Raw genomic sequence first — 25,119 nt, 5'->3', positions numbered from 1 at the left:
CTCGCTAGCAGCAGCGGTTGATTTTACGATACTTCTCCTCCAGGGCTTGACGGTAAGCCTGAGAGCGGGCGGATTCTGATTCTGCTACCTCCGCCGGTTGGCCGGCTTTCCGGGGCTCCACGCAGCAACTCACCAGCCGAGTCTCCGCGCGATCGATCGCCGCCTCACCTGAAAGCTCCTTCGCCAAGGAACAACCCAGAGCCACAACGCCCAACACACTCGGAGCCCGTGGCTCCACCAAGGCCGAGTCCGAAAGCCAGACCGGCTCGGTCTCACGCAGCACCGCCGATCGACGGCGCGCCAGCAACAATACCCATTCACGCACGCTGATCACCACGATCGCCACCACCAAAAGCAGGAAGGTCGCAGTCACCACGGTGTCGATGCGATTGTTAAACCGAACCGTCCGGGCGTCTTTTAAGGACTTGGTCAGCGGGGCCAACCCCGCCCCCTCCGCGCCCGACGGCATCGCGGACAGCTGCTGCTCCAAAGCCGCGATTTTGACATCCTGAGCTCGGATCGCAGCCAGGAACCCGATACGGGGACTGTCGTGGAAAATCTTCTGATAGCCGGCGGTCATGGTGACCGACAGCAGCCAAACCAAGGGAATCAGGGTCACCAGCGCCAACCGGGGACGTCCGGAGCCCGCACCGGCCGAAAGCTGCATCTTCAACAGAATGGTGGTCGCCAGGCAGAGCGCGATGCTCGCCAGGAGCTGGTTCGCGATTCCAAAGATCGGCCACAGAGCCTTCACCCCGCCATCAGGATCCCGCACGCCCGCGATCAGAAAAAAGCCCCACCCGCTCACCACCAATAAGCTGGCCACCACATTCGCAAAGATGCTTCTCATGTCACCCAAAGGCTTCCACAGATGACCCAGCGAGTCCTGAAGGAGATACCGCCCAACCCGAGTCCCGGCGTCGAGAGTGGTGAGGATAAAGAGGGCCTCGAACATCAGCGCAAAATGATACCACAGGTCCAGCCAACGCCCCTGGGTCACCTTGGAGAAAATATTGGCCATGCCCACCGCCAGGGTCGCCGCCCCACCCGTCCGCCCAAACAGGGTCGTTTCTCCCATCTCTTTCGCCAAAGAGTCCATCGACTCAATGGATACCTTCACGTCGGATTGCGTGAACTTGCCGGGAGCCGCGGGATCGGGCGCCCACCACTTCAGCCCCGAGGCTTCAACCTTCTGCACCACCTCGGCCTTAGAGCCCGTGACGTTCATGCTCAGGTAGACTCCGGGGTCGAGCGTGCAGGCCGCGATCATGGCCATGATCGCCACGAGCGACTCGAGCAGCATCGCCCCATAACCGATGGGCCGAGTGTAGTTTTCTCGAGTAATGATCTTGGGAGTGATACCGCTGGAAATCAGGGTGTGGAAGCCGCTGATCGCTCCACACGCGATCGTAATAAAACAGAAAGGAAAGAGGGCCCCGGGAACAACCAAACCCGATCCGTCAACGAACTTGCTGACAGCCGGCATTTGGAGATCCGGAAGTACCAGCAGCACGCCCAGCGCCAAGGCGACGATGGTTCCGAGCTTCATGAACGTGCTCAGGTAGTCCCGCGGTGCCAGCAGGAGCCAAACCGGCAGAACGCTGGCCGCTAACCCATAGAGAATGATCGACCACGCCAACTTCTCGCGAGTTAGGGTGAATAGCTTGGCCCAGTCCGGATGCTCATGGACAAACTGCCCCCCCCAAACCGCCACCAACAGCAGCAGAACACCGATGACTGAGATTTCCAAAACTTTCCCGACACGCCAAAAGCGCAGGTATCCACCCATGAACAGCGCAATCGGAATCGTGGCTCCCACCGTAAATACCCCCCAGGGCGACTCGGCCAGCGCATTCACCACCACCAGCGCCAGCACCGCCAGCAGGATGATCATGATCGAGACGATCGCCACCAATCCGATGGTTCCCGCCGTCGGATTCAATTCCTCTCGCACCATCTGAGCCAGAGACTTGCCATCGCGGCGCATCGACCCGAACAGAATGACAAAGTCCTGAACCGCGCCTCCCAGCACCACGCCGATCAAAATCCAAAGGGTCCCGGGCAGATACCCAAACTGAGCGGCCAACACCGGCCCCACCAACGGGCCGGGACCCGAAATCGCGGCAAAATGATGCCCGAAGACGATCCACTTGTTCGTCCTGACAAAATCTTTGCCGTCCTCGTGAACTTCACAGGGCGTAGCCCGGCGGTTGTTCAAGGTCAGAACCTGCGCAGCAATCCACTTGGAATAGAATCGGTATCCCAACGCATAGGTGCAGAGGGCGGCAATGAGCAGGTAGGCCGAGTTGGTCTGCTCCCCTCGTTGCGAGGCGATCATCCAGTAGCCAAAGGCACCCAGGCCCGCAACCCCGAGCCAAATCAAAGGACGAATGAGATTCACGGGCGGGAGTCTAGGGTTTCATCGCGCGGAGAAAAGGGAAATGAGGAGAACCGGAGCCTTGCTCCTGTAGGAAACGCGATGACGAATTTCCCCCCGATGGCGAAGTGACTCGGAAGGTCCCTCAGGGGCCGGCCGCGAGGCGAGCAATCTCAAGCGCACTCAACACGCGCGAATAAAACCGGATGTCGTCCACCTCTCCGTTCAACGGATAGATGTTTGACCCGGTCATGCCATGCCCCACAAAGATGTCCGTGCCCGAGGGCAAATAGACGTTGTTCACTGTCTCGGCTGCTAACGCGCCATCCACGTAAAGCTTGGCGCCCCCGGTGTGATAGGTCACTGCCAAATGATGCCAGGCATTCGTGGACAGGACCGAGGGAGAGATCAGGTCGATGTTTCCCTGCCCCTGCGATGTCCACCACCCCACCTGCCCCGTGTTCAACACACACATCCGAAACCCACTAATGTCGTAGCGGTCACAACCCATGATGCTGACCCAGTTGGTGGACGGCCTGGATCTCACGTTCACCCACATCGAGATCGTGAAGGGCGCCCCAGAACCCGGGAGCACCTGGTAGCTCCGATTGGAGATCACTAGAAACTCGACGGGCACGTTCGTCACAAACCCATCCAGATGCAGCACCCGACCCCGGGAGGAGTTCACCCAGCTCTTGGACACATTCGGTGTGTAAAGCCTGGCCACCGCCTGACGCGAAGAGAGGTCCTGAATGGCGGTGCCCGACAGCTCGTTGAGAGGGAAATGCGCCGTCAGCAGCGTCTGCGGATGCGAGAACTGGCAGCCGGCAAAATCGAAGCGATTGCTCACACAACCAAGGGTCCCCGTCCCATACCCAAGCGAGCCGCAGGTCTGATTGTCCAAATTGTTGCAATCACACTCCTCAGCGGGCCGATCGATTACCTCATCGCAGGATGCGGTCTCCAACCCCAAAACCGCCCCAGCCAACGCCGTCGGACTAAGCGTCGACGACCGAAACAGAATCGGCTCCTCTCCGAAGGACGATGGCACAAAACCTCGCCCAAAAATATCGTGAACTTGAACCGCTCCCGACTGGATCAAACTATCAGTCCTGACCGGATCCATGGGCATCGTGGTAGATTCCGGGGTCCAGGCAAACACCAAGCTTTCACCCCCGGGACGCTGAATCGAATACACAAACAGCCGATCTTCCTTGGATCCTTGCACCACCGGAACACTCTGGTTCAGCCAGTAGCTGATCATCACATGGGCGGTCGCCTGCGGTTTAAACCCACGGGTCTTTCCTCCGGGGGCCTGTTCCAGGCCGCCCATCTCCAAAGCGGCGCCGATGTTGAAATCGTGAGCCGACACGGCGGTCGCGCCAGCGCCGTGATACATGATCATCGACACCAGGGTTCGCCGAAACCCGAGATACCACCCAATGCCGGTTTCCCCGTAAGGCTCGTTCGCCACCGCGACCGGGTCTGACAGATAACCCAGCGCTGACTTGCCGTGTAATCCAATCTCGGAAACAAAGAACGGCGCCCCGCCACTGTTCCGACGCATGATTTCCGACGACTGCCGCACATTGTAGAACCCCGGCTCCTTCCCATCCGGCGCGCGCCGTCCCATCACGTAATCGTGAAAATCACCCGCGGTCACCGATCCTCCAAACCCCGCCGCACCCATGACCGCCTGCATTCGGTCAAACGGCATCACGATGTTCTCCCAAGTTGGGCCGGCCAACTGAACATTGGTTCCCATCTCCGCCCTCACCACCGTGGCGACCTCCGCATACGCTCGCGCCAGGAACTGCGCGCCCAGAAGATAATCATTGGTGAGGCCCCGAATCGATCCCAGCTTGATGGGGCTCATCGATGGCTCGTTGAAGGGCTCCAGCACGTCAAACTTGGTCTTGTTGCGCCTCACATAATCGCGCGTGTATCGCTTGAGCTCGGTGATCACGGTGGCCTCCGTCGCTCCCCTCAGCCACACCGGCAACGCATCGACCAGCATGATCAGAATCTTGCTGCCGTTGGTGCGATTGATGGCGATCCATTGATCATATCCGGTCCAGTTATAGGTGCCCTTGGTGGGCTCAATGTCCGCCCAACTCACAGCCGTGCCTAGCCGCCGCCACCCCGGCCGCAGAATCGCGGCTCGTGCCAACGGCTCCGGACTGCCTGGCCGATCCGCCATGATCCCCAAGAAGGACGAGCCCTGATAGTCCCGCGGCAGGACCATCAGGTGACGACGGTCGCCCTCGGTTTCGATGAAATAGTGGCCGGCGGGGAGCGGGGGCATCAGCCCGTAGCCGCCGCGATACATCTCCTCCCCACGCGACGAGACGATCCGGAGGCGCGCCGCCGGATTGGTGGCGTGTTCCAGAACGAGCCGTTCCCCTTCCTTGAGCAGGCCATCCAGGTTGGCCGACGTGATGAGGGTAAGCTGTGGCTGCTGGGACGGGTAATTGGTGGAACGGACAGAATAGAGAAAGAGATTGGTGGTTGCTGGCACCGGGGCCGGAAGCACATCGATCGCAAACAGACTCTCGCTGGCTCGCCCGGCCAGATCCGTGGCTCGGATGGTCACCAGATGCAGTCCGGTCTGAGTGAACGCCGGGGTCCAATGGAAGGTCCGCTTGGCGGAATCAATCAAAGCCCCCGCAGGCAGATCGGGGGAAGCAATCGGCCCCAAATCATAATCCCCGTCAAACACCGGGATACGCAGACTGAGCAACCGCCCCGCCCTCACGCGTTGATCGGGAATCGGCAGCAAGATCGGAGCCGCGCCGAGGGAACTCGGAAGCAACGAACCAGAGGACCGATAGTTGGAAACGAGTTCGGAGATCTCCGTTCCTGAAAGCGCGCTCGACGCCACCAGAAGCTCGTCCACGAGGCCGGAAAAAGACATCTCATTCGTAATCGCGCCGCCCTGGAACATCAGAGGCTTTGTCGCGGGAACCACGACGGCGCCCGTCTGCCGCGCAGCCGCAACTCCATCGACATAGAGAACGCCCACGCTGCCGTCAAAGGTGAGCGCCAGGTGATGCCACTCGTTGGTCTTGATCTTATTGGTGCTGATGAGCTCCAAGGTCCCACCGCTCTGGTTCGCCCAGGCGGCCGCGAGCTTATTGGAACCGCGAGTGACAAGGCCCATCCTCAGCCCATTGCGCGCGTAAACCCCGCTGCCTAGAATCGTGGTTAGGTTGGCCCCCTTTTCGAGATTAAACCAAAAGCCAAGAGTGAAGGGGGGAGCAGGAGTGCTCTGCCAAGGAATGATGACACTGGGTGGGCTCAGCGTGGTGGATGGAAAGCGCAAGGCCCGACCGAATGGACTAGCCACACCGCTCACAGGGAGCGTGGACGCTGTCAAAAAGAGGGGCCATCGCTGGGCAAAGATGTCGACAAACTCCGAACTGCCAGCGGGCTCATTGAAACCCCAGATGCTAACCCCTCTCCGCTGCAAGACATGCTCAACCAGGACCTCGCCGACAGCGAAAGTGCCCGGAGCAACCTGGGTGACACCCGCGCTCGGAATCGTGTCGAGCAGGCCGCCCTGATCGCTCAGCGAAATCCACACCTCATACCAGCCCGCCCTGGCACCCGGCGGCACAGCCACTATCTCGCTGAAATCGACCATCCCCCTCAAGTCTCCCGACAACACGTTGGAGCCCTGACGTAACACCGATCCCCCCCCTCCCGCGAGCCGATTGGTGAGCACGATGTTCGCCGACACCACTCCCGACAGACCGGCCACACGCAAGGAGACCGGAATGGCGACGTTGCCGCCAGCCGCTACCGCCTCCGAGGAGAACGGCACGCGCCGAAGAACCGGCCGATCCCATTCAGCCTCCGGCAAGACGGTCAGTTGCGAAGGGGCCTCCGGCGGCGAGTTCACGGCCGCCCAACCCGGAGATGCCAGGCCGAACCAGACCAGCACCATTCCAACCAAGCAGACCCTCACCCGGACAAGGATGCCTAGGAGCCACCGGTTCGTCTTCCCGCCGAACGAACCAACCGAGCACACACAAACATCTTTCTGTAAGATGTTTATGAGAACTCTGGAGAAACTGGTTAAAACGGCATGCATCGATCGTAAACTTGATTCGCTCTGAGCAAGAAGAAGGCCACGGGACTGTTGGAGCCTGGGCCCAGCGGACCGCTAATGCAACCTTGATGAACCGTCAAGAATTGAGATGCCTCTGTCCTTTAGTGGGAAGGGTTAACCGCCGACCGGACGCTCCATTTCCACCAAAGGCAGCTTGGCAGAGGGGTTGCTTTTGGGTCCTGCAGACTCTTGCTGGCTCAACCAGCAAAGCACCGGAAACCATGGAATTGAGCCCCTACATTCGAACCCAAGTCTCGCGCCTCATGGCGCCGCTAGCTTGTTGGATCGCAATGCTGTTCGCACTGCTCCCCCAGACGTGGGCAGGCGAAGTGGCCGTGGCCTGGGATCCACCCCAAGACGCCTCCGAGGTGGCGAGCTATGTGGTCCGGTATGGGACAGCCAGCGGGCACTACGTGGCCAGCACCAACGTGGGCGTTCGAACCAGCGCTATCTTGAGAAACCTCCAAGGAGGGATGACCTACTACTTTACGGCCAGCTCGGTGTCCGCCTCGGGCGAAGAAAGTGTGTCCTCCAACGAGGTCTCGGTCGAAGTCCCCGGCCCTCCCCCCCAACCCCCCGGGGCCGCCAACGTTTACATGGCGCAGAATACCACCAGTCCAGCCTATCCCTTCTGGCTCTCTGGACTCAACGGGTCCACTAACTGGGTGCTGCTCGCCCAAAGCTCGAATCCGGACTTGATCGCCCCCGCGAACATCGCGCTGAGCGGGACCGGATCCAATCGCTTCGTCCGCCTGACCCCACAGCCCGACCAACGAGGAACCTCGGTCATCACCCTGCTCGCGACGGACTTCATTCTCACCAACTCGACAAGCTTTCAGGCCGAGGTCACGCCGCCCAACCTGGCGCCGGTGGTCGATGCGGGAGCAGGGACGACGGTGCGAACCAATCTCAACTACATGCTGCGCGGCCGTGCCACCGACGATAGCCTGCCGCGAACGCCCGGCCGCCTGGCCATGCGGTGGTCCAAGGTCAGCGGACCCGGCACTGTCACTTTTGGGAATTCAAACTTCGCGGTTACTTCCGTTCGACTGGGGTCCCCAGGGCTCTATCGCCTGAGGTTAACGGCCTTCGATGGGGAGTTGACCTCTTCGAGCGACACCATCATCCGAGCACTCCTACTCTCGGACACCACCCCTCCCGTCATTGCAAACTTCACCGTGGTCGAGGTCACCTCCAGCTCGATATCGGTCTCCTGGAGTACGGATGAACCAGCCGATGACCAGCTAAAGTTTACCATTGGCGACGCTCTGCCGAAGTTTAGCTGGCTCAACCCAACTCCACGGACCAATCACCTGGTTATACTCACCAACCTGAATTCCGACACGTCATACACCCTGATTGGAAGATCCAGAGACTCCAGCGCAAACCAGTCATTCTCCGATCCGCTGATTGTTCGAACACTGAGTGAAGTGCTGGTCACATCCCCGGTTCGGACCAGCGAGCAACGAAGCACGACCGATCGTGAGTCGACCCTCAAGAACGTGGATGAAGGCCTTCGACCAGGAGATGAGGATCCCGCTTCGGACCTGCGAATCACCCTCATGCTCAGGACCGGATGGAATCTCATCAGCTGTCCCGTCACGGCTCAGGTCCCAGTCCTCTCCGACCTTCTGCCCAACCCTCCCGACGGAACCTACCTTCTGAAATGGGATGCAGCTGCCGATGCCACCGCCACCAACTATTTCAGCGGGGGACAGTGGCTGGATGTCACGATGCCTCTCCAGGCGGGTGAGGGAGGCTACCTCTACAATCCAGGCCTGCCCTACCCCTGGACCTTGTCCGGAACAGTCCGACCGCTTTCCTCCGCCTCAACGCCCGAGCGCACCGCACAGGGAGGCCTTCGTTTTCTGGGAGTGCCCGGCCCCTACTCCGGCTTGCTCACGTCTGTGCTTCCTGGCTTCCGTTTTCAGGAAGGGGATCAGGTACGGCGATTGAGAGTCGACACCGGAACCTACGAGACTTCGCGCTACGACGGCCACAATTGGGATATCGTACCGACGATCAACATTGGCGAAGGCGTGATCATCGATCTGTCCCCGCCAGAAGAAGTATCACCTTGAGGCAGCAGACCTAGAATCGAGCTGACGGAAATGGAGAATTCGAAAATCGTGCTGGGCGATCGGCTCGGTTTTCGCTAGCTAGCGGGGGTGGCGAATTTGAGTTTCTCACAACGGATCGGCCTCCTGCTCAGTCATGTTCGGGGAGCTGGAGGCATCTTGTGGCGCTGGGAAGCGGCCTGGAAAGGGGCGATTCTCGCCGATGGCAGCCGCTTTGCCGGCCGGCCTTTGATCAGCGTTTTTCCGGGATCCAGGATGATTCTGGGCCCCGATCTGCAGCTCAACAGCGCTGTCCGGTCCAATCCCATGGGATGCTTCCAACCCTGTGTACTCCGCACCATGGGACCAAACGCGGTACTCGAACTAGGTCGCGGCGTCGGGTTGAGCGGAACCGTGCTCGTCGCAGGAAAGGAGATCCGTGTGGGCGAAGGAACGATCTTCGGATCGGGTGCGGTGGTAGCCGACAACGATTTCCATTTTCCTGAAGGAGAGTGGGCTTGGGGATTCGACTGCGTTCGGGAGGCCAAGCCGATCCACATCGGGCGCGGATGTTTCATCGGAGCCCGGGCCATCATTCTCAAAGGCGTAACCCTGGGAGATCGTGCGATCGTAGGTGCCGGTGCGGTGGTGACCAAAGATGTGCCCGCCAGGCACCTTGCCGTGGGCAACCCTGCTCGGATCATCCCACCCAAAACCTCAGCGAAATGAGATTTACAGCCTGACTGAACCCGGCAATGATGGCCGCAGTAAGGATGGGCGCGTGGCGGAATTGGCAGACGCGTTGGACTTAGGATCCAATGGAGAAATCCGTGCAGGTTCGACCCCTGTCGTGCCCACCATCTTCTTAGCTTTCAATCACTCGGCGCGTCGGGTGGCGCGGTAGTTAAACCGGTCGTTGGGAGCGGTATCCCCGTTGAGGGTCAGATCGGTCCAGTCTCCAGACTGGATGCAGTTGTCGGCCCACTTGAAATCAAGCTTGAGTGGCGGTCCTGTGAGGCCAAGCGATTTCCAGGGTATCGCCAACTCGAGCTCGTTGCCGTCAACCCGAACCTCCAGGGCTCCGGCCTCGGTCCAAAGAAAACCGCTTCCAGTGCGGCGCTCCAGCGATCCCGTTCCAGCGCGCCCAACGACAAAATCATAACCGAGCCAACCGGTCGCTGGTGTGGCATCGACATCGAGGAAGAGCAGCATCCAGTTCGTGCCTCCCGACGCCGTGAGCGTCTGTCGGGTACGGGCATAAAACCAGGCTGTTGTCGAATCCCAGCTTGTTTTAGTGACGATAATGTCGTTCCGACCCGTCCCATTGCGATAGGTCACTTTCGGATCCCATCCCCGATGATTTCGCCGAGCCGGGTCACCCACCGTATCCCGATATTCTGGAGACACCCCCGCCCAGTCCTCAAATCGTCCATCCACCCGAATCGGCCGAGAACTCAACTCCGGCAGAGGACGTGCCCCTTTGTATCTTCGAACCTGGCTGACCAACTGATAATAGTAGTCATCTCCATGTCCTCCGCGCATCGGCTCGATGTCACGGCTATGCTCTTGGTCGTACTGGTCCACGAACATAACCGGGAGGCGAATCCGATTGAACTCAGCGAAACGTCCCGCGATCCATTCGTTCCATCCCGTGATAAAGACGAACCGCGGATCTTCCTTCAACACCCGAGCCCATTGCTCTGCCGCGTTCAACCCTTGCCGAACCGAGTCGGGACGGACATCCACCGATCCAGCATGAAAGCTACGCCCGCGAGAGCCGGGCTCGCTCATCGAGCCCAGCCGGCCGTTGACGGCATTCTGTCCGACACCGACCGACATCTGCTCTTTTTGCCCGGCGACGTTAGTGAAGACATGCTGTGGATAAACTTCCAACCAACTCCACATATTGGCCTTCGTGGGCCCTTGAAAGTAGTCTGGCTGGGGTTTCCTGAACGTGAAGAAGTCCAGTATCTCGCGGGTGTCCCCATCAGCGAACTGAAGACGTAGAGTTCGATCACCCCCGGCTGGAAGCGCGTCGGCGAGGGCCTCACCCCCCGGCGACATATCACTGGTATGGCTCCACCAGCCCACCCGCTCTCCTGGTTCGGAAGCTTCAAGGTAGTAGTTTCCCGGCGGTAGCGGCGGGTCGAGCGACAACCGCAACCAGCCGTTGTCTGCCACATCGTGAAAACGCTGGGCAATGATCCTCTCACCGCCAGGACGGTCCCGGAACAGCGTCAACGTCACCGCGCTGCCCCGAGTTCCCCAGGTTGGAAACCGTCCCCCCACGGAGAGCAACGTCCGGCGAGTGGAGAAGGTTTGTCCTAAGGTGTGTCCTGGCTGCAGCTCCGCTGGCGTGTTCTGCGCTTTATTTTCCTCGCCCTCAAAAAGCAGCTCCGAGTCAGCCAGTATCAGCGGCTTGCCGTCCCATCGAAACCAGAGATCCTGCGCCCAGCCGGTGGAATAAAGATCACGCCACAATTCACGAGTGACCTTAGCGGGGTCCCAAAATGGAGTTAGGAAGGCAACTTGCGGAGTTTGGTTTCCAAGTCGCCGCATCTCCGACCAGACCTTCAGCAATGCTCGATACTCGTCACGGTAGGTCACTTGATTCGTGACATCGAAAATCACCACGTCCACCCCGGCATCGGCCAACATCTGAGCGTGTTTGCGGAGCACCCCTTCATCAGCCGTAAGGTAGTAGCCAAAGAGCGATTCTCCCCAATGGTGGGGAGCATGGAGGGGGCCCCACAGCGAGCTGTCCGCCTTCTGCATCGCGGCCGGATCCGCTGCGAGAATCCGCGTCACGTCAAAAGGCCCTCCCTGAATATGCGCTCCATGCCAGAGAAAATAGAACATGCCAACCGTGCGATCGGCCCGAGGCGTCGAGACTTCCGGGAAGACAGGCACGTTTCGTCCTAAGCCGTCGGTCGCCACCCACGTATCTGGGGCGACGTCCCAGGTCTGTCCCTCGACCGAGCCCCCCCCCATCAATGCGATCACAGGCACCACAGTGAGGCAACGGATCCAAGACCGACCCCAAGCAATCACCCATCGGTATCGCGGCATAGAGAACACCTTAAATCAACCGCCCTGGCATCGGAAGTCCGAACCCTGCCCTCCCTCCCCCCGTCGAGCCGCCAACCGAACGAGCCACAAAAGAAGGGACAGACCTCACCCAGCATGACAAAAGCCGACCAGTCCAAGTGGGGACAGGCCTCACTCAAATCTACCCAACCCACTTTCATTAAGAAGTTTGCAAATACAACCAGGCGAGGAGCGGGAATCCGATGAGGTCTGTCCCTCTTCGTAGCTCAGCCTTAACCGGCCGATCGGATGAGGCCTGTCCCTGGTTGAAACGGAGGAGGCAGGCGCGACTTGGAGAGGTCTGTCCCTCTTTGGGATGCCTCGTTGTAAGGATGATGCAAGGAGGCCAAGAGGGTGGCAGCGACGTCGCAACTCAGCCCGATCCATGCCAGGCATTAAGGGAAAAAACTTGGCCCGCTTCTCCGAAGCATCCTATTGGGTAGTCTAGGAAGCGGCTGTCTACGGCCAAAGACCCTGCGGCAATCCCCGTAAAATACCAGTGGTTGATTTTGTTCGAGGTTTCGACCATGAAAAGCGAATCCGGTGGGGCTCACTGAACACGACATGAGAATTCTCCTCTGCAGCCTCGGCTCGCACGGCGATATTCACCCCTACTTGGCCTTGGGTCGGGAATTGGTGCGACGAGGCCATACCGTCGCTTTCGCCACTTCGTCCTTCTACCAGGCATTGGTCGAGCGCCAGGGCATCAGGTTCACATCCATCCGACCCGAGGCCCCGCTGGACGACCCGGCGATCATGGCGAGGATCATGGACGCGCGTCGAGGACCGGAGAACGTGATCAAAGAGCATGTGATGCCGGCGCTCCGCGACACCTACCAAGATCTGCTCAAGCCAGCCACGCAGGCCGACTTGCTGGTTTCCCATGTGCTCACCTACGCGGTTCCGATGCTGGCGGAAAAGCTCTGCAAACCGTGGGCATCGACGGTTCTTTCCCCCATGATCTTCTTTTCAGCGCACGATGTGCCAACACTAGCGCCACTCCCCATGCTGGCGAAGCTGCGGGTCTTGGGGCCGAGGATCAACCGTTGGCTAATTCGCCAGCTCAAGCGGGTTTCTCATTCGTGGAGCCGACCTGTGCGCGAACTGCGTCGTGAGCTGCAGCTTCCTCCGGGAGGCGATCCGCTTTGGGAGGGGCAGCATTCGCCTCATTTGGTGCTGGCGATGTTCTCAGGTCGTTTCGGACCGCCGCAACCGGACTGGCCGCCGAACGTCCACGTCACTGGGTTTCCGTTCCTCGACGCACCTGACGAACCGTTGGATGAGGGATTGGAACGCTTTGTCAGCGAAGGCGCCCCCCCCATTGTCTTCACACTGGGGAGCGCGGCAGTGCGAGTGGCGGGCGACTTCTATTCCGTAGCGGCACAAGTGGCGCGGTGCCTGAATCGGCGAGCTGTGCTCGTGGCGGGTTCTGCGGCTGCAGCTCTGCGCGCCGACCTTCCGCCCAGTATGACGGCTGTGGAATGGGCAAGTTATCCCGGTCTCTTCTCTCGGGCATCCGCGGTCGTGCATCAGGGCGGCGTGGGCACCACCGCGCAGGCGCTTCGAGCTGGGGCACCACAGCTCGTCGTGCCGTTCGCGCACGACCAGTTTGACAACGCCGACCGGGTTGGCCGGCTCGGCGTTGGACGAATCCTGCGGCGGTCACGCTTCTCGCAACGGTCGCTCGCGCGAGAACTGGAAGGTTTGCTGGCCGATCAGCAGATGACCGGAATCGCAGCCAAGGAAGGCCGCTGGGTTCGAGAGGAGGGCGGCGCGGCGCGCGCTGCGGATGTTCTGCTCGAGCGGTTCAGTTGAACCCTCATTCATATGGCAGAAAAAGTCAGGCAAAGGCTCCGCTCCTGGGATGATTAACCCTATGTAGAAAAGTCGGAAACGCCGGCTGCAGCCAACACCTCCTCGTCGATCAAGAATCGACCGGTGAGGCTTAGGCTGGGCTGGATCAAACCTAGGGGGCTGGGCGTGGTCTGCCTGCCGATCCTCGCCAGGCACTTAAGGGAAGAACATTGGCCCGCTTCGCCCAAGCATCCCATTGAGCAGCCATGGAGGTGACCCGCTGGGGAAACCCCCCGGCAAGATCGAGCTGCTCGGTACGATCCACGCCCAAATCGTAAAGCTCCCAGGGTTGATTTTCTCGCGAAACCAGCTTCCAACGACCCTCGCGAAGGGCCCGGTTTCCCTCATGCTCCCAAACCAAGGGCCGAGCCCGATGGAGAGAACGCCCGGTGAAAGCGGGCCGCAAACTCACGCCTTCCAAAGATTTGAGCGCATTCCCTGCATAGGATTTCGGATAACTAGCCCCGCCCACATCCAGGCAAGTGGCCATGATATCGATGAGTTGACCTGGGTCTGATCGCAGCCTCCCCCGGTTGGAGCCTCTAATGACTCGCGGCCAATGGGCGATCAGGGGGGTGCTGATCCCGCCTTCGTGAGTCCAATGCTTATACTCTCGGAAAGGGGTGTTGCTCACCTGAGCCCAGCCGCGTCCGTAGGCGATGTAGGTATCCGGTGCACCCGGCATCACGCCGCGACCCTGTCGCACGGGCCAGCCGTCCCGTGTCTGCTTCGGGACACTGTCGTACTGCTGAGTTTCCGGAGACAGCGGCGAAAGGCTAGGCGCGTGTAGACGCTGAACCACATTGGTCCCGCGTCCAATTCCCTCCGCGCAGCCGCCGTTGTCCTGCAAATAGAGAATCAAGGTGTTCTCCCACTGACCGCGCAAACGCAGTTCCTCCAGAATACGACCGATGCCCTGATCCATCGAATCCACCTGCGCCGCATAGACTTCCATGCAACGACTTTCAAAGGCTTTGTCCTTCACCTGCTCCCATTCCTCCGCAGGGGTCACCATCCCCCATCGGTCATTAAGCATTCCCAACGACTTGAGCTTGGCCCGTCGGGCCAGTCGAACCGGCTCATAACCGCCATCGTATCGCCCGCGATACTTCTGGATGTCCGCCGCCTTCGCATGCAAAGGCCAGTGGGCGGCAGTGAAGGCGGTGTATAGAAAAAATGGCTGATCCGAATGGTCGCGCGCGTGTTCACGAATGAACCGAACCGCATGCTCTGCAATTGCGTCGGTGTAGTAATACTCCGTCGGCCGATACTCCGGATCGTTGGCCACGGTAATCAATTGGTTGTCCCGCACCAAAGAACTGGGATCAAAATAGCTGCCCGCGCCATGAATCGTTCCATAGTGGCGGGTGAATCCGCGCTGGAGCGGCCAATTGCTTCGGTCCGCCAGCACCTGCTGGTTTTGCCCGGGAGTCACGTGCCACTTCCCAACCGCGTAACTGCGGTAGCCCGCAGGCGCCAAGGCCTCGGCGATGGTCAGGCATTGGCGATTCAGCCGACCTCGATACCCGTCATATCCGCGATCCTCCATCATATGCCCCACTCCGGCCTGATGCGGATGCAGGCCGGTCAGCAAGGAAGCGCGGGTCGGACAGCACCGAGCGGTATTGTAAAACTGGGTGAACCTTAGGCCACCCCGCGCCAAAGAGTCCAAGTGCGGCGTAGCAATCTCGCCTCCATAACAGCCGAGATCGGAGTATCCCATGTCATCCGACAGCATGAGAATGATGTTGGGGCGCAGAGGGGAGGCAGCCTGCGCCAAGTTGACATTCAGGATGAGAACGGCCCAACACAACACCCAGCATCGATTCCAGAGAGCGGTCCTTCGATGCGAGAAATGACCAACGCGGATGAGGCAGGGAGTCTGGGTATTCATGGCAGGAAAAAATCAGGCAACGGTTCCGCTCCCGGAACCACTAAATAGGGGGAGAAGTCGGTAACGCCAGCTTGGGCCAAAACCTCCTCATCGATCAAAAATCGACCGGTGAGGCTTCGGCTGGGCTGGATGAGAACCGCGTGGGCAGCGTCTCCCATGATCTCAACTTTGCGCGCGAGACGCACGGCAGCCTCTCCGCCCAACAGATTCAACGCAGCAGTAGCGATAATGGTCCGAGGCCAAAGTGCGTTCACAGCGATGCCCGCTTCGCGAAACTCCTCCGCCATGCCCAAGACGCAGAGGCTCATCCCATACTTAGCCAGGCTGTAGGCCAGATGTGGCGCGAACCATCTAGGCTGCAGAGTCAGGGGCGGGGCGATGTTTAAGATATGGGGATTGCTGGATCGCAACAGATGAGAGTGGCAGGCCTGAGAGCAGACGAACGTCCCTCGAGTGTTGACCTGGTGCATCAGGTCGAAACGCTTCATCGGGGTCGCCGGAGTCTGGCTCAGATGGATCGCACTCGCGTTATTGATCAACACATCGATGCCGCCAAAGGTTTGAACGGTCTTAGCGACTGCATCGGCAACCTGCTCCTCAGATCGGATATCGGTCACGCAGGCAATAGCCCGGCCACCCGCCTTCTCGATTTCCTGGCATGCCGTGTAAACCGTACCCGGCAGCTTGGCATGAGGCTCCGCTGCCTTGGCAACGACAGCGATGTTCGCGCCATCACGGGCCGCACGAAGCGCTATCGCGAGTCCGATACCCCGGCTGGCACCGGTAATGAACAGCGTTTTCCCCCTGAGACTGGCACTGGTGTCTAGCATAGAAAATCGATCAGCCTGGACCTGCACACCCTCGGGTATCGGAAGGGCTTAAAGCGCATCGTGAAGGTTGGATGAAGGTCAATCAAGCGACAAGCGACGCTCCGGAAACGCCGGGGTCTGATCAATTCCGGGTGAGACTTGAAAGAGAATCGTCACCCACTTCGAATCACGCCCACGCGCTCATGCCACTTTCCACGATTGCCCTGGAACGACTGCTTAGGCATGCTTTTTCAGCAATGCTGACTCTTGATCGATTTTCCTTCGGTGTCGGGGATCGCTTCGCCCACCAGGCAAGCGCGCAGCTCCAGGCCTTTCAACTCCTAGCCCAAGCTGGTGTTCAGGTGGTTCCGGTTTGGAACAAGTCCAACCGCGAACACACTTTCATTGGGTCCGAACCCCAAAGCGTCTTCGACGCCGCCCAAGCGGCTGTCAGGTCCCTGGATTGGAATGGCCCGTGGCATGTGGATGCAGACCATATCCGACTCGAGACAGTGGACCGCTTCCTGAGCTGCTCAGACTTCTTCACCATCGATGTCGCCGACTCTATCGGCCGGCCAGCGGAAAGCGCCGATGTCGCCGCCTTCTTGGCGCGCCATCCGGAATTGGTTGGCTCCATCTCCCTCCCGGGAGTTCAGCAGCCGTTCACCACTACCCGATCCGATGTCGAGCAGGTCGCGGCAAAGTACTTGCTCGCGGTGAAGGAGGCCGGCCGAATCTATCGGCACATCGCGGCGAAGAAGGGGGAGGCTGGTTTCATTGCCGAGGTCTCGATGGATGAAACCGACGCACCCCAGACCCCGCCAGAGCTCCTGATCATCCTGGCCGCCCTGGCGGACGAGAAGATCCGCGTTCAAACGGTGGCGCCAAAATTCACCGGACGCTTCAACAAGGGCGTGGACTACGTGGGAAACCTTTCCCAGTTTGAGCGCGAATTCAACGACGACCTGGCGGTGATCCGTCACGCGGTCGCCCGCTATGGCCTCCCGGGAAACCTGAAGCTCAGCGTCCACAGCGGCAGCGATAAGTTCAGCCTTTATCCCATTATCCGTCGCGCCCTGAAGGCGACAGGAGCGGGAGTGCACATCAAGACGGCGGGCACCACCTGGCTCGAGGAACTCATCGGCCTGGCAGAGGCCGGTGGGGACGGCCTGGCGCTGGCCAAGGAAATCTACGCAACCGCGCTCGACCACGTGGAGGAGCTATGTGCGCCCTACGCGAGCGTGATCGACATCGACCGCCGCCAGCTCCCGCCCATGTCCACGGTCCGAGCGTGGTCAGGCTCGCAGATGGCGAATGCCCTCCGACACATCCCGGGCCATCCCGAGTTCAACCCTCACGTGAGGCAGTTGCTTCATGTGTCGTTCAAGTTGGCTGCCAAGACCGGCGACCGCTACAGCCGACTGCTGGAAGCCAATGCGGCTATCGTGGCCAAGAATGTCACCGAAAACCTTTATCAGCGTCACATGCAACCTCTGTTCATCGGCTAGGCCAGGAAAGGGGGCCGGAAGCATTGGTAGGCTTCCCGGTCCCCATCGTTACGTCCGCTTGTTTTTCTACGCTATGAAATCATTACTCTCGATACTCTCGATCAGCGTCAGCGCTTTCACCTTGATTGCTGCGGTGCCGGCGCGGGCGGCGGACGCCAAAAAGGAGGCGTTCCCCACTCCTCACGCGCCGCACGAGGAACCCGCCCAAGCCACGACCTCACGCCCCCAGAAACCCCCCTCTCCCGCACCCGGCGAACGGGTGGTCTTTTTGGGCAACGGCTTGGCTGAACGCGATGTCTACTTCAGTCGGTTGGAAACGGAGCTTCACCTTCGCTACCCCGAGCTCAAACTGATTGTGCGCAACATGGGTCGGCCCGGAGATACTCCGGGCTTCCGCCCTCATCCGTCGCGTGTTTCCCAATGGGCTTTCCCTGGCGCCGAAACGTTTCACCCCCATCTCAAATCTCACTTCGGCAAAGGATTTTATCCCACGCCCGACCAATGGTTGACCCATCTGAAGGCCGATACCATTGTCGCATTTTTCGGCTACAATGAGTCCTTTGACGGGCCGGCGGGCCTGGCCAACTTCGAGGCAGAGATGGAGGCCTTTGTGAAACACACCCTCAGCAAAGCCTACAATGGCTCGCAAGCCCCACGCCTAGTCCTGGTTTCACCGATCGCCTTTGAGAATCTCTCCGCCCGACAAGACCTCCCCAATGGCGTCACGGAGAACCAGAACCTCGCTCTCTACACCGGGGCTATCCAACGTGTCGCAGAGAAGAACGGACTCACCTTCATCGACCTTTTCCGACCGACGCTCCAGCGGGCCAGCGATGCTACTCTGCCCCCTCTGACCATCAACGGCTTTGCCCCTACGCAAGCAGGCTACGAAACGCTGGCCTCGCTCCTGGCGAACGGCCTGTTTGGCTATCAGTCCCGCCGGTCCCCGACTGACCCCGCTCTGGTCCTTGAAGCGGTCAAGGAGAAGGACTTCCTGTGGAACAACGACTATAATTTGGTGAATGGCGTTCACACGCACGGCCAACGCTACAATCCATACGGACCTCAAAACTATCCCGACGAGATCAAGAAGACGCGGGAGATGATGGGACTGCGGGACAGCCTGATCCACGAGGTTTCGGCAGGTCGCGCCAAGGACCTGAAGGTCGATGACGCCCTGACACACCCGCTTCCGCCCGTACCCACCAACTTCAAGCGGCCCATCACCTATCTCGACGGCCAAAAAGCCATCGAGAGCTTCACCATGGCAGCGGGTTACAAGGCCGAGCTGTTCGCTTCGGAGAAGGAGTTTCCTGACATGCGGAATCCGGTGCAGATGTCCTTCGACAACCGGGGAAGGCTGTGGGTGGCCGTCATGCCCAGCTACCCGCATTGGAAGCCAGGCGATCCCAAACCCAATGACAAGCTGCTCATCTTGGAAGACACAGATCACGATGGACGCGCGGACAAGCAGACAGTGTTCGCTCAGGGGCTTCATCTGCCGATCGGCTTCGAGCTAGCTCCCGAAGGCGTCTATCTTTCCCAGGAGCCGAACCTCTGCCTGTTGGTGGACGAGAACCAAGACGACCGGGCCGACCGCATGGAGATTCTCATGCATGGCTTTGACACCCATGACACTCACCACGCCATCTCCGCCTATTGCGCCGATGCTTCAGGCGCCTTTTACCTGCTCGAGGGCCGGTTCCTGCACAGCCAGGTGGAGACGCCCTACGGTCCGCGGCGGGTCAACGACGGGGGTGTTTGGCGTTTTGACCCAAAGAATTTCAGGCTCGAGCGTTACAGCCAACTCGACATCAACAATCCGTGGGGGTTCGCGTTTGACTCCTGGGAACAAGGCTTCATTTCCGATGCTTCCAGCGGCGAGAATTATTGGGGGTTGCCGGTGTCGGCTAAGATGCCCTATGGCGTGGAGATCGACAAAGTAGGCACCTTCGTGCCCAAACGATCGCGCCCCACCTCAGGCTCCGAGTTTGTTTCATCGCGACACTTCCCAGACGATGTCCAAGGCCACTTCATGACCTGCAACAGCATCGGGTTCTTGGGAATCAACTTCAGTTCGGTGGCCGAGGACGGATCGGGTTTCACGGGAAAGCTCGCCGGGGATCTACTCTCTTCCAGCGATCCGAATTTTCGTCCGGTGGATCTGGAGTTCGCGCCCGATGGCTCCCTTTACTTCATCGATTGGCACAACGCGTTGATCGGCCACATGCAGCACAACGCTCGAGATCCCAACCGCGACCACGATCATGGGCGAGTGTACCGGATCACGTATCCTTCCCGTCCGCTGGTAACGCCAGCGAAGGTTGCAGGCGCCAGCATCCCGGAGCTGCTTGAGAATCTAAAGCTGCCGGAGTATCGCACCCGCTATCGCACTCGCCGCGAACTTCGGTCCCGCCCCGCCAAGGAAGTTCTGCCGGCGGTCAAGGAATGGGCGGCCAAGCTGGACAAATCGGACAGCAAGTATGAGCGCCACCTCTGTGAAGCGCTGTGGGCCACGTGGGCACAGAACAAGCCTGATGTGGCCCTCTTGCACCAATGCCTCTCCGCGCAGTCGCATCAGGCGCGCGCTGCCGCCGTCGGCGTGCTCCGCTACACCGCGCATCAGGTGCCGGATGCGGAGCGCCTGTTCATGCAAGCCGTTCGGGATGCGCACGGGCGCGTGCGGCTGGAAGCTATTGTAGCCGCTTCGTGGCTAGACAACGCGGTCGGCGCACGCATCGTTCTGGAGGCTCTGAAAATGCCACTGGATCGCTGGATGGCGACCGTCACCCGACAGATTTTGGAACACACGTTGAAGGATGATGTCGAAGCGCTGCAGAAAGCAGGAGATCCAGCCGTCACCCAGAACGCCAACGCCCGCGACTACCTGGCCGGCAAGTTCAAGATCCAGGGAGCGGTCACCCAGCCCGAAAACAAGTCCTACGGTCCAACGCGAGCGCTCAACGCCGAAGAGCTCAAGATGTATGCTCTGGGGAAGGAGGTTTTTGGGCGGGACGCTCATTGCGCGACTTGCCACCAGCACCACGGAGATGGACTGCCCGGGATTTATCCTTCGCTCGTCAAGAGCCCTTGGCTGGACAACGAAGATCGCGTCATCAAGTTGATTCTGAAGGGGCTTTGGGGCCCGATGGAAGTGAACGGGCAGCGCTTAGATCCGAACCGCGGCGTGCCCCCGATGATGGGCTTCGCCGGCCTGCTGAGCAACGAGGAGATCGCCGCCGTGGCAAGCTATGTTCGACAGTCATTTGGAAATGACTATCCGGCCGTGAGCGCCGACCGGGTGGCGCGCATCAGGGCGGCAACCCAAGGACGCACGGACTTCTACATGGTGGAAGAGCTCATGCAAGAGCATCCGATTCCAGGCTGGGAAGCCTGGGGCAAGATGGCACGGCCCAGCGGGCCGCTTTTCGAATAAGCGGGAAAGCGGCCTGGCGCCCCCTAGATCAATCAGATCTGGGTGGAACCCTGCACGCCGTCATGGTCATGGCTCTTGAGGGCCTGCTCATAGCAGGCAAGAGCCTCGTCGAACCGCTCGAGCCGGTTGCAAACTCCGCCCTTGTAGAGGTAGGCGAGCGTGGAGGTCCGGTCCAGGGCGATGGCTCGATCGTAACAGGAGAGGGCTTCCTCCATTCGATCGAGCTTCTCGAGCGCGCTACCCTTTTTGACCCAAGCCTCGACATGCCGGGAATCGATCCGCAGCGCCTCCTCGAAGGCGATCAAAGCGGACTTCGCTTGCCCCATCTTCAGCAGAGATTCCCCCTTCCCAAGAATTCCGGAGACCATTGACTGAGGGTCCGATCTGCCTTCCTCTGGCAGGATCGCGCGCGTCTCTTCGTGACTGTGCCCGTTGGACGGAGGCGAAGAAACGGCGAGGGCGGAGGTTGAAACCTGAACTTTGCCTGATTCTGGCTTGAGCTGAGGAGTGCCCGCGGCGGCATAACTCGACACCTCAGGAAGCGTGCGAGTGGGGGCGGATTTCTCCGGCGGCCCGAGCAGGTTCCGAGAAGCCGAGGTCTCCAGTTCCTCAATCCTCTGTTGCAGCCGGTCCAGAGATCTGAGGAGATGCTCGGATTCCGAGGTCGCGGCGATCTGGTTGGGAACGGAGGCCGGCGGCTGAAGATTCAGACGATCGGCGTAGTTCACCGCCAACGCGGTCAGCTTGGTGGTGGCTTTGATCTGAAACAACGAAATCACCAAGATCGCGATGAGGGCTATCCCGATGAACAACACGGCATAGATCAGAGTCTGCTGGTTCGCGGCTTCCACCATCTTGAGAACTTGCTCCTTTTCCTGTTTCTGCGTTTCCAGGTCCTTTTCCAACTTGGTCAGCTGCTGGCTCAGCTGCTCCGCCTGATGGCGGGCTTCACTCTCGGTCGCCCGATGGAGTTGCTCCACCGCGGCCCGTGTCGTACTCCATTCCGCCTGAAGTTCTCGAACCGTCTTTTCGAGCTGCTCCGCGGTCCGAGGCGAAGTCGTGCCCGAGGTAAGATCCCCCGCCGAAGCCGCCAAGGCAGAAGCCAAGGGGGGTTCCCCGGGTGCGGCGAGCGGCGAGAGAGCAGATCCAATCAACATGCCGGCAATCAGGGCAGCATACGTGGAACGTGTTGGCGTGCGACGAGACATAGTATCTCCACAGTGTGAAGGCGTAACGTAAGAAGAGTTCCGGGCAAGACAAGGGAAAAAGCAGAAAGGTGTGTAAAATCTCACTCAGATGCGAACCCGAGGGCCCGACGTAGCTTAGTGGTACCCCAGCTCACGGAGGACCGACTTCAGAAGATCAGGCCGATCGGTCATGATCCCATCCGCCCCCAGCTCGATGAGCCGTTTCATCTCGTCCGGAAGATTGATAGTCCAATAGTGCACCGCCATGTTGCGACGATGCGCCCCCCGAATCAAAGCCGGAAAGTCCAGCCGATAGCCGAGCTTGCTGACCGGGATCTGCATGGCCTGCTGACCCACCGGCGCAAACCAACTCAATCCAAGTCGCGCCAGAATCACGTGCGACTGCGTGACCCCCATGGGAGTCGCCGTGAATACCGTCCCACCCGAACGTTCTCGAAAGGCGGCGAGGGTTGCATCGTCAAAGCTAGCTACGATCACGCTTTTCTCACGCCGATAGTCCCGAATCAGCCGAACTAACGTCTCCGCAGCCTTGATGCCGTTGGGCCCACGGTCCTTGATCTCCAGAACCATCGGTACCTGGGAGAAGGCCTGGAACAGTTCCTCCAGGGTCGCCAAGCGAGCGGGATGCTCGTTAAAGGGTTGGGCTCCGGTCGGATCCTTGAACTTGGCTCCAAAATTGCGCTGCTTAAGCTCGGCCAGACTGAAGTCAATGGCCCGCCCCGTGCCATCGCTGGTCCGGTCAATGGTCTCGTCGTGCAGGGTGACGAGCACACCGTCACGTGTCAGCCGCAAGTCAGTCTCCAGCACATCACACCCCAAGCGAACGCTCGCCTCGAACGCTGCCAGGGTGTTCGGAGGGTTCAACCCCTGCCCGCCTCCATGGGCGATCACCAGAGGGCGACCTCCGGAGGAACGACGCCAAGGATTCTGACCCTCCACCACCCCTCGGGGTGGCAATACTTGGCAGATCGCCCAGAACCCAATGATGGCGGCCACCGGCAAACGCCAATTCCACCTTCGCCTCGGCCCAGCGGGACTCTTCAGAGTCGCTTGCATGGTCGGTCAGGATCGGCTGGCTGGCATCGCTGTCTAGAAGCTGGCTACAATCCCGGCCTGCAGGTAAGGCGCTCCGTCGCCGTTCAACAGCAGTCGCTCGCGGTCAAAGGTAAACCGCCGGTCGACAGCCCACCCCGCATCCGCCGTGAGACGCCATCCCGGCGCGACCTTCCAACGCGCCCCGACCCCGACCCGAATCTCCCGGTAGTCGAGCACATCATTATCAAAACGGGTGTCTGACCGGCGCGTCCCGAAATCCTCCGCCACCCGCCACGTGCCCCCCGTGATTTCGCCGCCGGCAAAAAGGGTCACCGATTCACTGATCGCATACTCGATGCGTGGCCGAGGCAACAGCAGATTTAAAGTCCAGTCGGGATGAAATTTCCAGCGAATGCCCGGCCCCCCTATCACGGGTATATCCGAACGAGGGTCCACTCGAACCGCCACCACCCAAGTCAGCCTCTCATGGGGAGAGTATCCCAGGCGCAGAGCGACGGGCGCATTGAGGTCATCCGAGCTGAAGTCCTCACCATCGGTATAGACTCCAGGCTCCACCTCCAGCCGAGTAAACCAACCTTCGCGGAACTTCCATTCAGCCCCTACCAGCAAGGCGATCGAATGAACATCGTCGGGGATCAAGGCCCCCGCAGGAGCATCGAAGCCAAAACGGCCCCACTTGGCGCCGGTCAGCCAGGAGAAGGATTCGGAGGATCGCCAGGTGCCGAGCCAATCCAGCTTGGAGTGAACGGTCTCCACCTCTCCCACGACAGCCGAGCCGGCCACCACGTCGGAAGCGGCAGAGTATGAACCTTCGAGCGTGACCGCGGACGAGAAGGGCGATTCGGAAGCGGGCTGAGCGGCCAATCCGGCAGTAGCCAGTATCAGGGCGGCCGATGCCATTCCAAGGTTAAGTGACTTCATAGGCCACCTTCAGTGACCGAAAATGCCGCCTCAGTCCAGCCTAAGCGGACGATCATCACTCAATGATGATGCTGATGGGCCACACCCCGCGCGTGTTGCCAGGCATGCAGGATGTGTCCGATAATCTCCTCGACGCCCTCTCCATGTTTCACCTGGGCGAACACAAATGGACCGCCCGCCCGCATGCGCTTGGCATCCCGCGCCATGACCTCCAGGTCAGCTCCCACGGCCACGGCCAGGTCGGTCTTGTTGATCACCAGGAGATCGCTTTGGGTGATGCCAGGACCACCCTTGCGGGGAACCTTGTCGCCGCCGGCGACATCGATGACATAGATGGTGTAGTCCGCCAGCTCCCGACTGAAGTGCGCCGCCAAGTTGTCGCCTCCCGACTCCAGAAGCAGGATTTCGGGATGGAAGATCTCCTGCAATTCCTCCAACGCGAGGAGATTGGCGGAGATATCCTCCCGAATCGCGGCGTGAGGACATCCCCCGGTCTCAACCGCTCGAATTCGTTCTGCCTCAAGCGCCTGGTTCCGGATGAGGAATTCTCCATCCTCCCGGGTGAAAATGTCGTTGGTTACCGCAGCGATGTTGGTCCTCTCCCGCAACCGGCGACAAAGCTGGAGCATCAGAGCTGTCTTGCCACTTCCCACTGGCCCGCCCACCCCGACCGTGAACGCCCGCTGAGAGTAGTCACGATCCAGCGGGCGATCCCGCTCATGGAAATGACCCGGACTGTCCATCGGTTCATGCGTATGCCCGTGAGGACCATGACTGTGACCGTGCTCATGGGAGTGCATG

At 60.0% G+C, this 25,119-nt stretch carries 14 protein-coding genes and 1 tRNA gene; 6 read left to right on the top strand and 9 right to left on the bottom strand.

The annotated features are described in order from the left end of the window. Positions 1–4: 4 nt before the first annotated feature. Together JNN07_15145 and JNN07_15140 are read right to left on the bottom strand one after the other, a co-directional pair. A complete protein-coding gene (locus tag JNN07_15145; GenBank protein MBL9169074.1) occupies positions 5–2,338 on the bottom strand; it encodes a carbon starvation protein A in 2,334 nt (777 codons plus the stop codon). 184 nt (positions 2,339–2,522) lie between these two features. Then, positions 2,523–6,407, bottom strand: a complete 3,885-nt coding sequence (locus JNN07_15140) for a beta-galactosidase (GenBank protein ID MBL9169073.1) — start codon at positions 6,405–6,407, stop codon at positions 2,523–2,525. Between the two features lie 344 nt (positions 6,408–6,751). Here JNN07_15140 and JNN07_15135 point away from each other — a divergent pair, with 344 nt between their 5' ends. The 3 genes from JNN07_15135 (at position 6,752) to JNN07_15125 (ending at position 9,405) form a co-directional block, all read left to right on the top strand. Continuing rightward, positions 6,752–8,569 carry a fibronectin type III domain-containing protein gene (locus JNN07_15135; protein ID MBL9169072.1) on the top strand — a complete coding sequence of 606 codons (1,818 nt, stop codon included), beginning with the start codon at positions 6,752–6,754 and terminating at the stop codon, positions 8,567–8,569. A gap of 96 nt (positions 8,570–8,665) precedes the next feature. After that, on the top strand, positions 8,666–9,274 hold the full coding sequence (locus JNN07_15130) for an acyltransferase (protein ID MBL9169071.1): 609 nt from the start codon (positions 8,666–8,668) through the stop codon (positions 9,272–9,274). Between the two features lie 46 nt (positions 9,275–9,320). Continuing rightward, positions 9,321–9,405 (top strand) — tRNA-Leu (locus tag JNN07_15125). Between the two features lie 16 nt (positions 9,406–9,421). Here the strand turns inward: JNN07_15125 and JNN07_15120 are convergent. After that, positions 9,422–11,614 carry a hypothetical protein gene (locus JNN07_15120; GenBank protein MBL9169070.1) on the bottom strand — a complete coding sequence of 731 codons (2,193 nt, stop codon included), beginning with the start codon at positions 11,612–11,614 and terminating at the stop codon, positions 9,422–9,424. Between the two features lie 582 nt (positions 11,615–12,196). On the opposite strand from JNN07_15120, the gene JNN07_15115 reads away from it, so the two are divergent. Further along, positions 12,197–13,447, top strand: coding sequence for a glycosyltransferase (locus tag JNN07_15115; GenBank protein ID MBL9169069.1), 1,251 nt, complete (start codon positions 12,197–12,199; stop codon positions 13,445–13,447). 151 nt (positions 13,448–13,598) lie between these two features. Here JNN07_15115 and JNN07_15110 read toward each other — a convergent pair whose 3' ends face one another. Both JNN07_15110 and JNN07_15105 read right to left on the bottom strand, forming a co-directional pair. After that, a complete protein-coding gene (locus JNN07_15110) occupies positions 13,599–15,380 on the bottom strand; it encodes an arylsulfatase (GenBank protein ID MBL9169068.1) in 1,782 nt (593 codons plus the stop codon). Continuing rightward, on the bottom strand, positions 15,377–16,210 hold the full coding sequence (locus tag JNN07_15105; protein MBL9169067.1) for an NAD(P)-dependent oxidoreductase: 834 nt from the start codon (positions 16,208–16,210) through the stop codon (positions 15,377–15,379). The genes JNN07_15110 and JNN07_15105 overlap by 4 nt, the downstream gene beginning before the upstream one ends. Positions 16,211–16,446: 236 nt before the next feature. On the opposite strand from JNN07_15105, the gene JNN07_15100 reads away from it, so the two are divergent. Both JNN07_15100 and JNN07_15095 read left to right on the top strand, forming a co-directional pair. Next, complete coding sequence (locus JNN07_15100; protein MBL9169066.1) at positions 16,447–17,697, top strand: hypothetical protein; 1,251 nt, start codon at positions 16,447–16,449, stop codon at positions 17,695–17,697. A 73-nt stretch (positions 17,698–17,770) separates the two neighbouring features. Beyond that, positions 17,771–21,133 carry a c-type cytochrome gene (locus JNN07_15095; protein MBL9169065.1) on the top strand — a complete coding sequence of 1,121 codons (3,363 nt, stop codon included), beginning with the start codon at positions 17,771–17,773 and terminating at the stop codon, positions 21,131–21,133. A 32-nt stretch (positions 21,134–21,165) separates the two neighbouring features. On the opposite strand, the gene JNN07_15090 is transcribed toward JNN07_15095, so the two are convergent. The 4 genes from JNN07_15090 to ureG form a co-directional block, all read right to left on the bottom strand. Further along, positions 21,166–22,341 (bottom strand): tetratricopeptide repeat protein, encoded by a 1,176-nt coding sequence (locus tag JNN07_15090; GenBank protein MBL9169064.1) that lies wholly within the window; start codon positions 22,339–22,341, stop codon positions 21,166–21,168. Between the two features lie 114 nt (positions 22,342–22,455). Then, a complete protein-coding gene (locus tag JNN07_15085) occupies positions 22,456–23,397 on the bottom strand; it encodes a glycerophosphodiester phosphodiesterase (protein MBL9169063.1) in 942 nt (313 codons plus the stop codon). A gap of 33 nt (positions 23,398–23,430) precedes the next feature. After that, positions 23,431–24,318 carry a hypothetical protein gene (locus JNN07_15080; protein ID MBL9169062.1) on the bottom strand — a complete coding sequence of 296 codons (888 nt, stop codon included), beginning with the start codon at positions 24,316–24,318 and terminating at the stop codon, positions 23,431–23,433. A 59-nt stretch (positions 24,319–24,377) separates the two neighbouring features. Further along, positions 24,378–25,061 (bottom strand): urease accessory protein UreG, encoded by a 684-nt coding sequence (ureG, locus tag JNN07_15075; protein MBL9169061.1) that lies wholly within the window; start codon positions 25,059–25,061, stop codon positions 24,378–24,380. Positions 25,062–25,119 lie beyond the last annotated feature (58 nt).

This window comes from Verrucomicrobiales bacterium (assembly GCA_016793885.1).
Lineage (GTDB): Bacteria > Verrucomicrobiota > Verrucomicrobiia > Limisphaerales > UBA11320 > UBA11320.
The sequence above is the reverse complement of the archived record's forward strand: the minus strand, read 5'-3'. Positions and strand labels throughout refer to the sequence as shown.

What these genes read in the sequence shown, in the direction of transcription:
- JNN07_15145 (MBL9169074.1), bottom strand. Translation starts at nt 2,338, where the DNA reads ATGATCGCCTCGCAACGAGGGGAGCAGACCAACTCGGCCTACCTGCTC.
- JNN07_15135 (MBL9169072.1), top strand. Translation starts at nt 6,752, where the DNA reads ATGGCGCCGCTAGCTTGTTGGATCGCAATGCTGTTCGCACTGCTCCCC.
- JNN07_15120 (MBL9169070.1), bottom strand. Translation starts at nt 11,614, where the DNA reads ATGCCGCGATACCGATGGGTGATTGCTTGGGGTCGGTCTTGGATCCGT.
- JNN07_15115 (MBL9169069.1), top strand. Translation starts at nt 12,197, where the DNA reads ATGAGAATTCTCCTCTGCAGCCTCGGCTCGCACGGCGATATTCACCCC.
- JNN07_15110 (MBL9169068.1), bottom strand. Translation starts at nt 15,380, where the DNA reads ATGAATACCCAGACTCCCTGCCTCATCCGCGTTGGTCATTTCTCGCAT.
- JNN07_15105 (MBL9169067.1), bottom strand. Translation starts at nt 16,210, where the DNA reads ATGCTAGACACCAGTGCCAGTCTCAGGGGGAAAACGCTGTTCATTACC.
- JNN07_15100 (MBL9169066.1), top strand. Translation starts at nt 16,447, where the DNA reads ATGCTGACTCTTGATCGATTTTCCTTCGGTGTCGGGGATCGCTTCGCC.
- JNN07_15095 (MBL9169065.1), top strand. Translation starts at nt 17,771, where the DNA reads ATGAAATCATTACTCTCGATACTCTCGATCAGCGTCAGCGCTTTCACC.
- JNN07_15090 (MBL9169064.1), bottom strand. Translation starts at nt 22,341, where the DNA reads ATGTCTCGTCGCACGCCAACACGTTCCACGTATGCTGCCCTGATTGCC.
- JNN07_15085 (MBL9169063.1), bottom strand. Translation starts at nt 23,397, where the DNA reads ATGCAAGCGACTCTGAAGAGTCCCGCTGGGCCGAGGCGAAGGTGGAAT.
- JNN07_15080 (MBL9169062.1), bottom strand. Translation starts at nt 24,318, where the DNA reads ATGAAGTCACTTAACCTTGGAATGGCATCGGCCGCCCTGATACTGGCT.
- ureG (MBL9169061.1), bottom strand. Translation starts at nt 25,061, where the DNA reads ATGGACAGTCCGGGTCATTTCCATGAGCGGGATCGCCCGCTGGATCGT.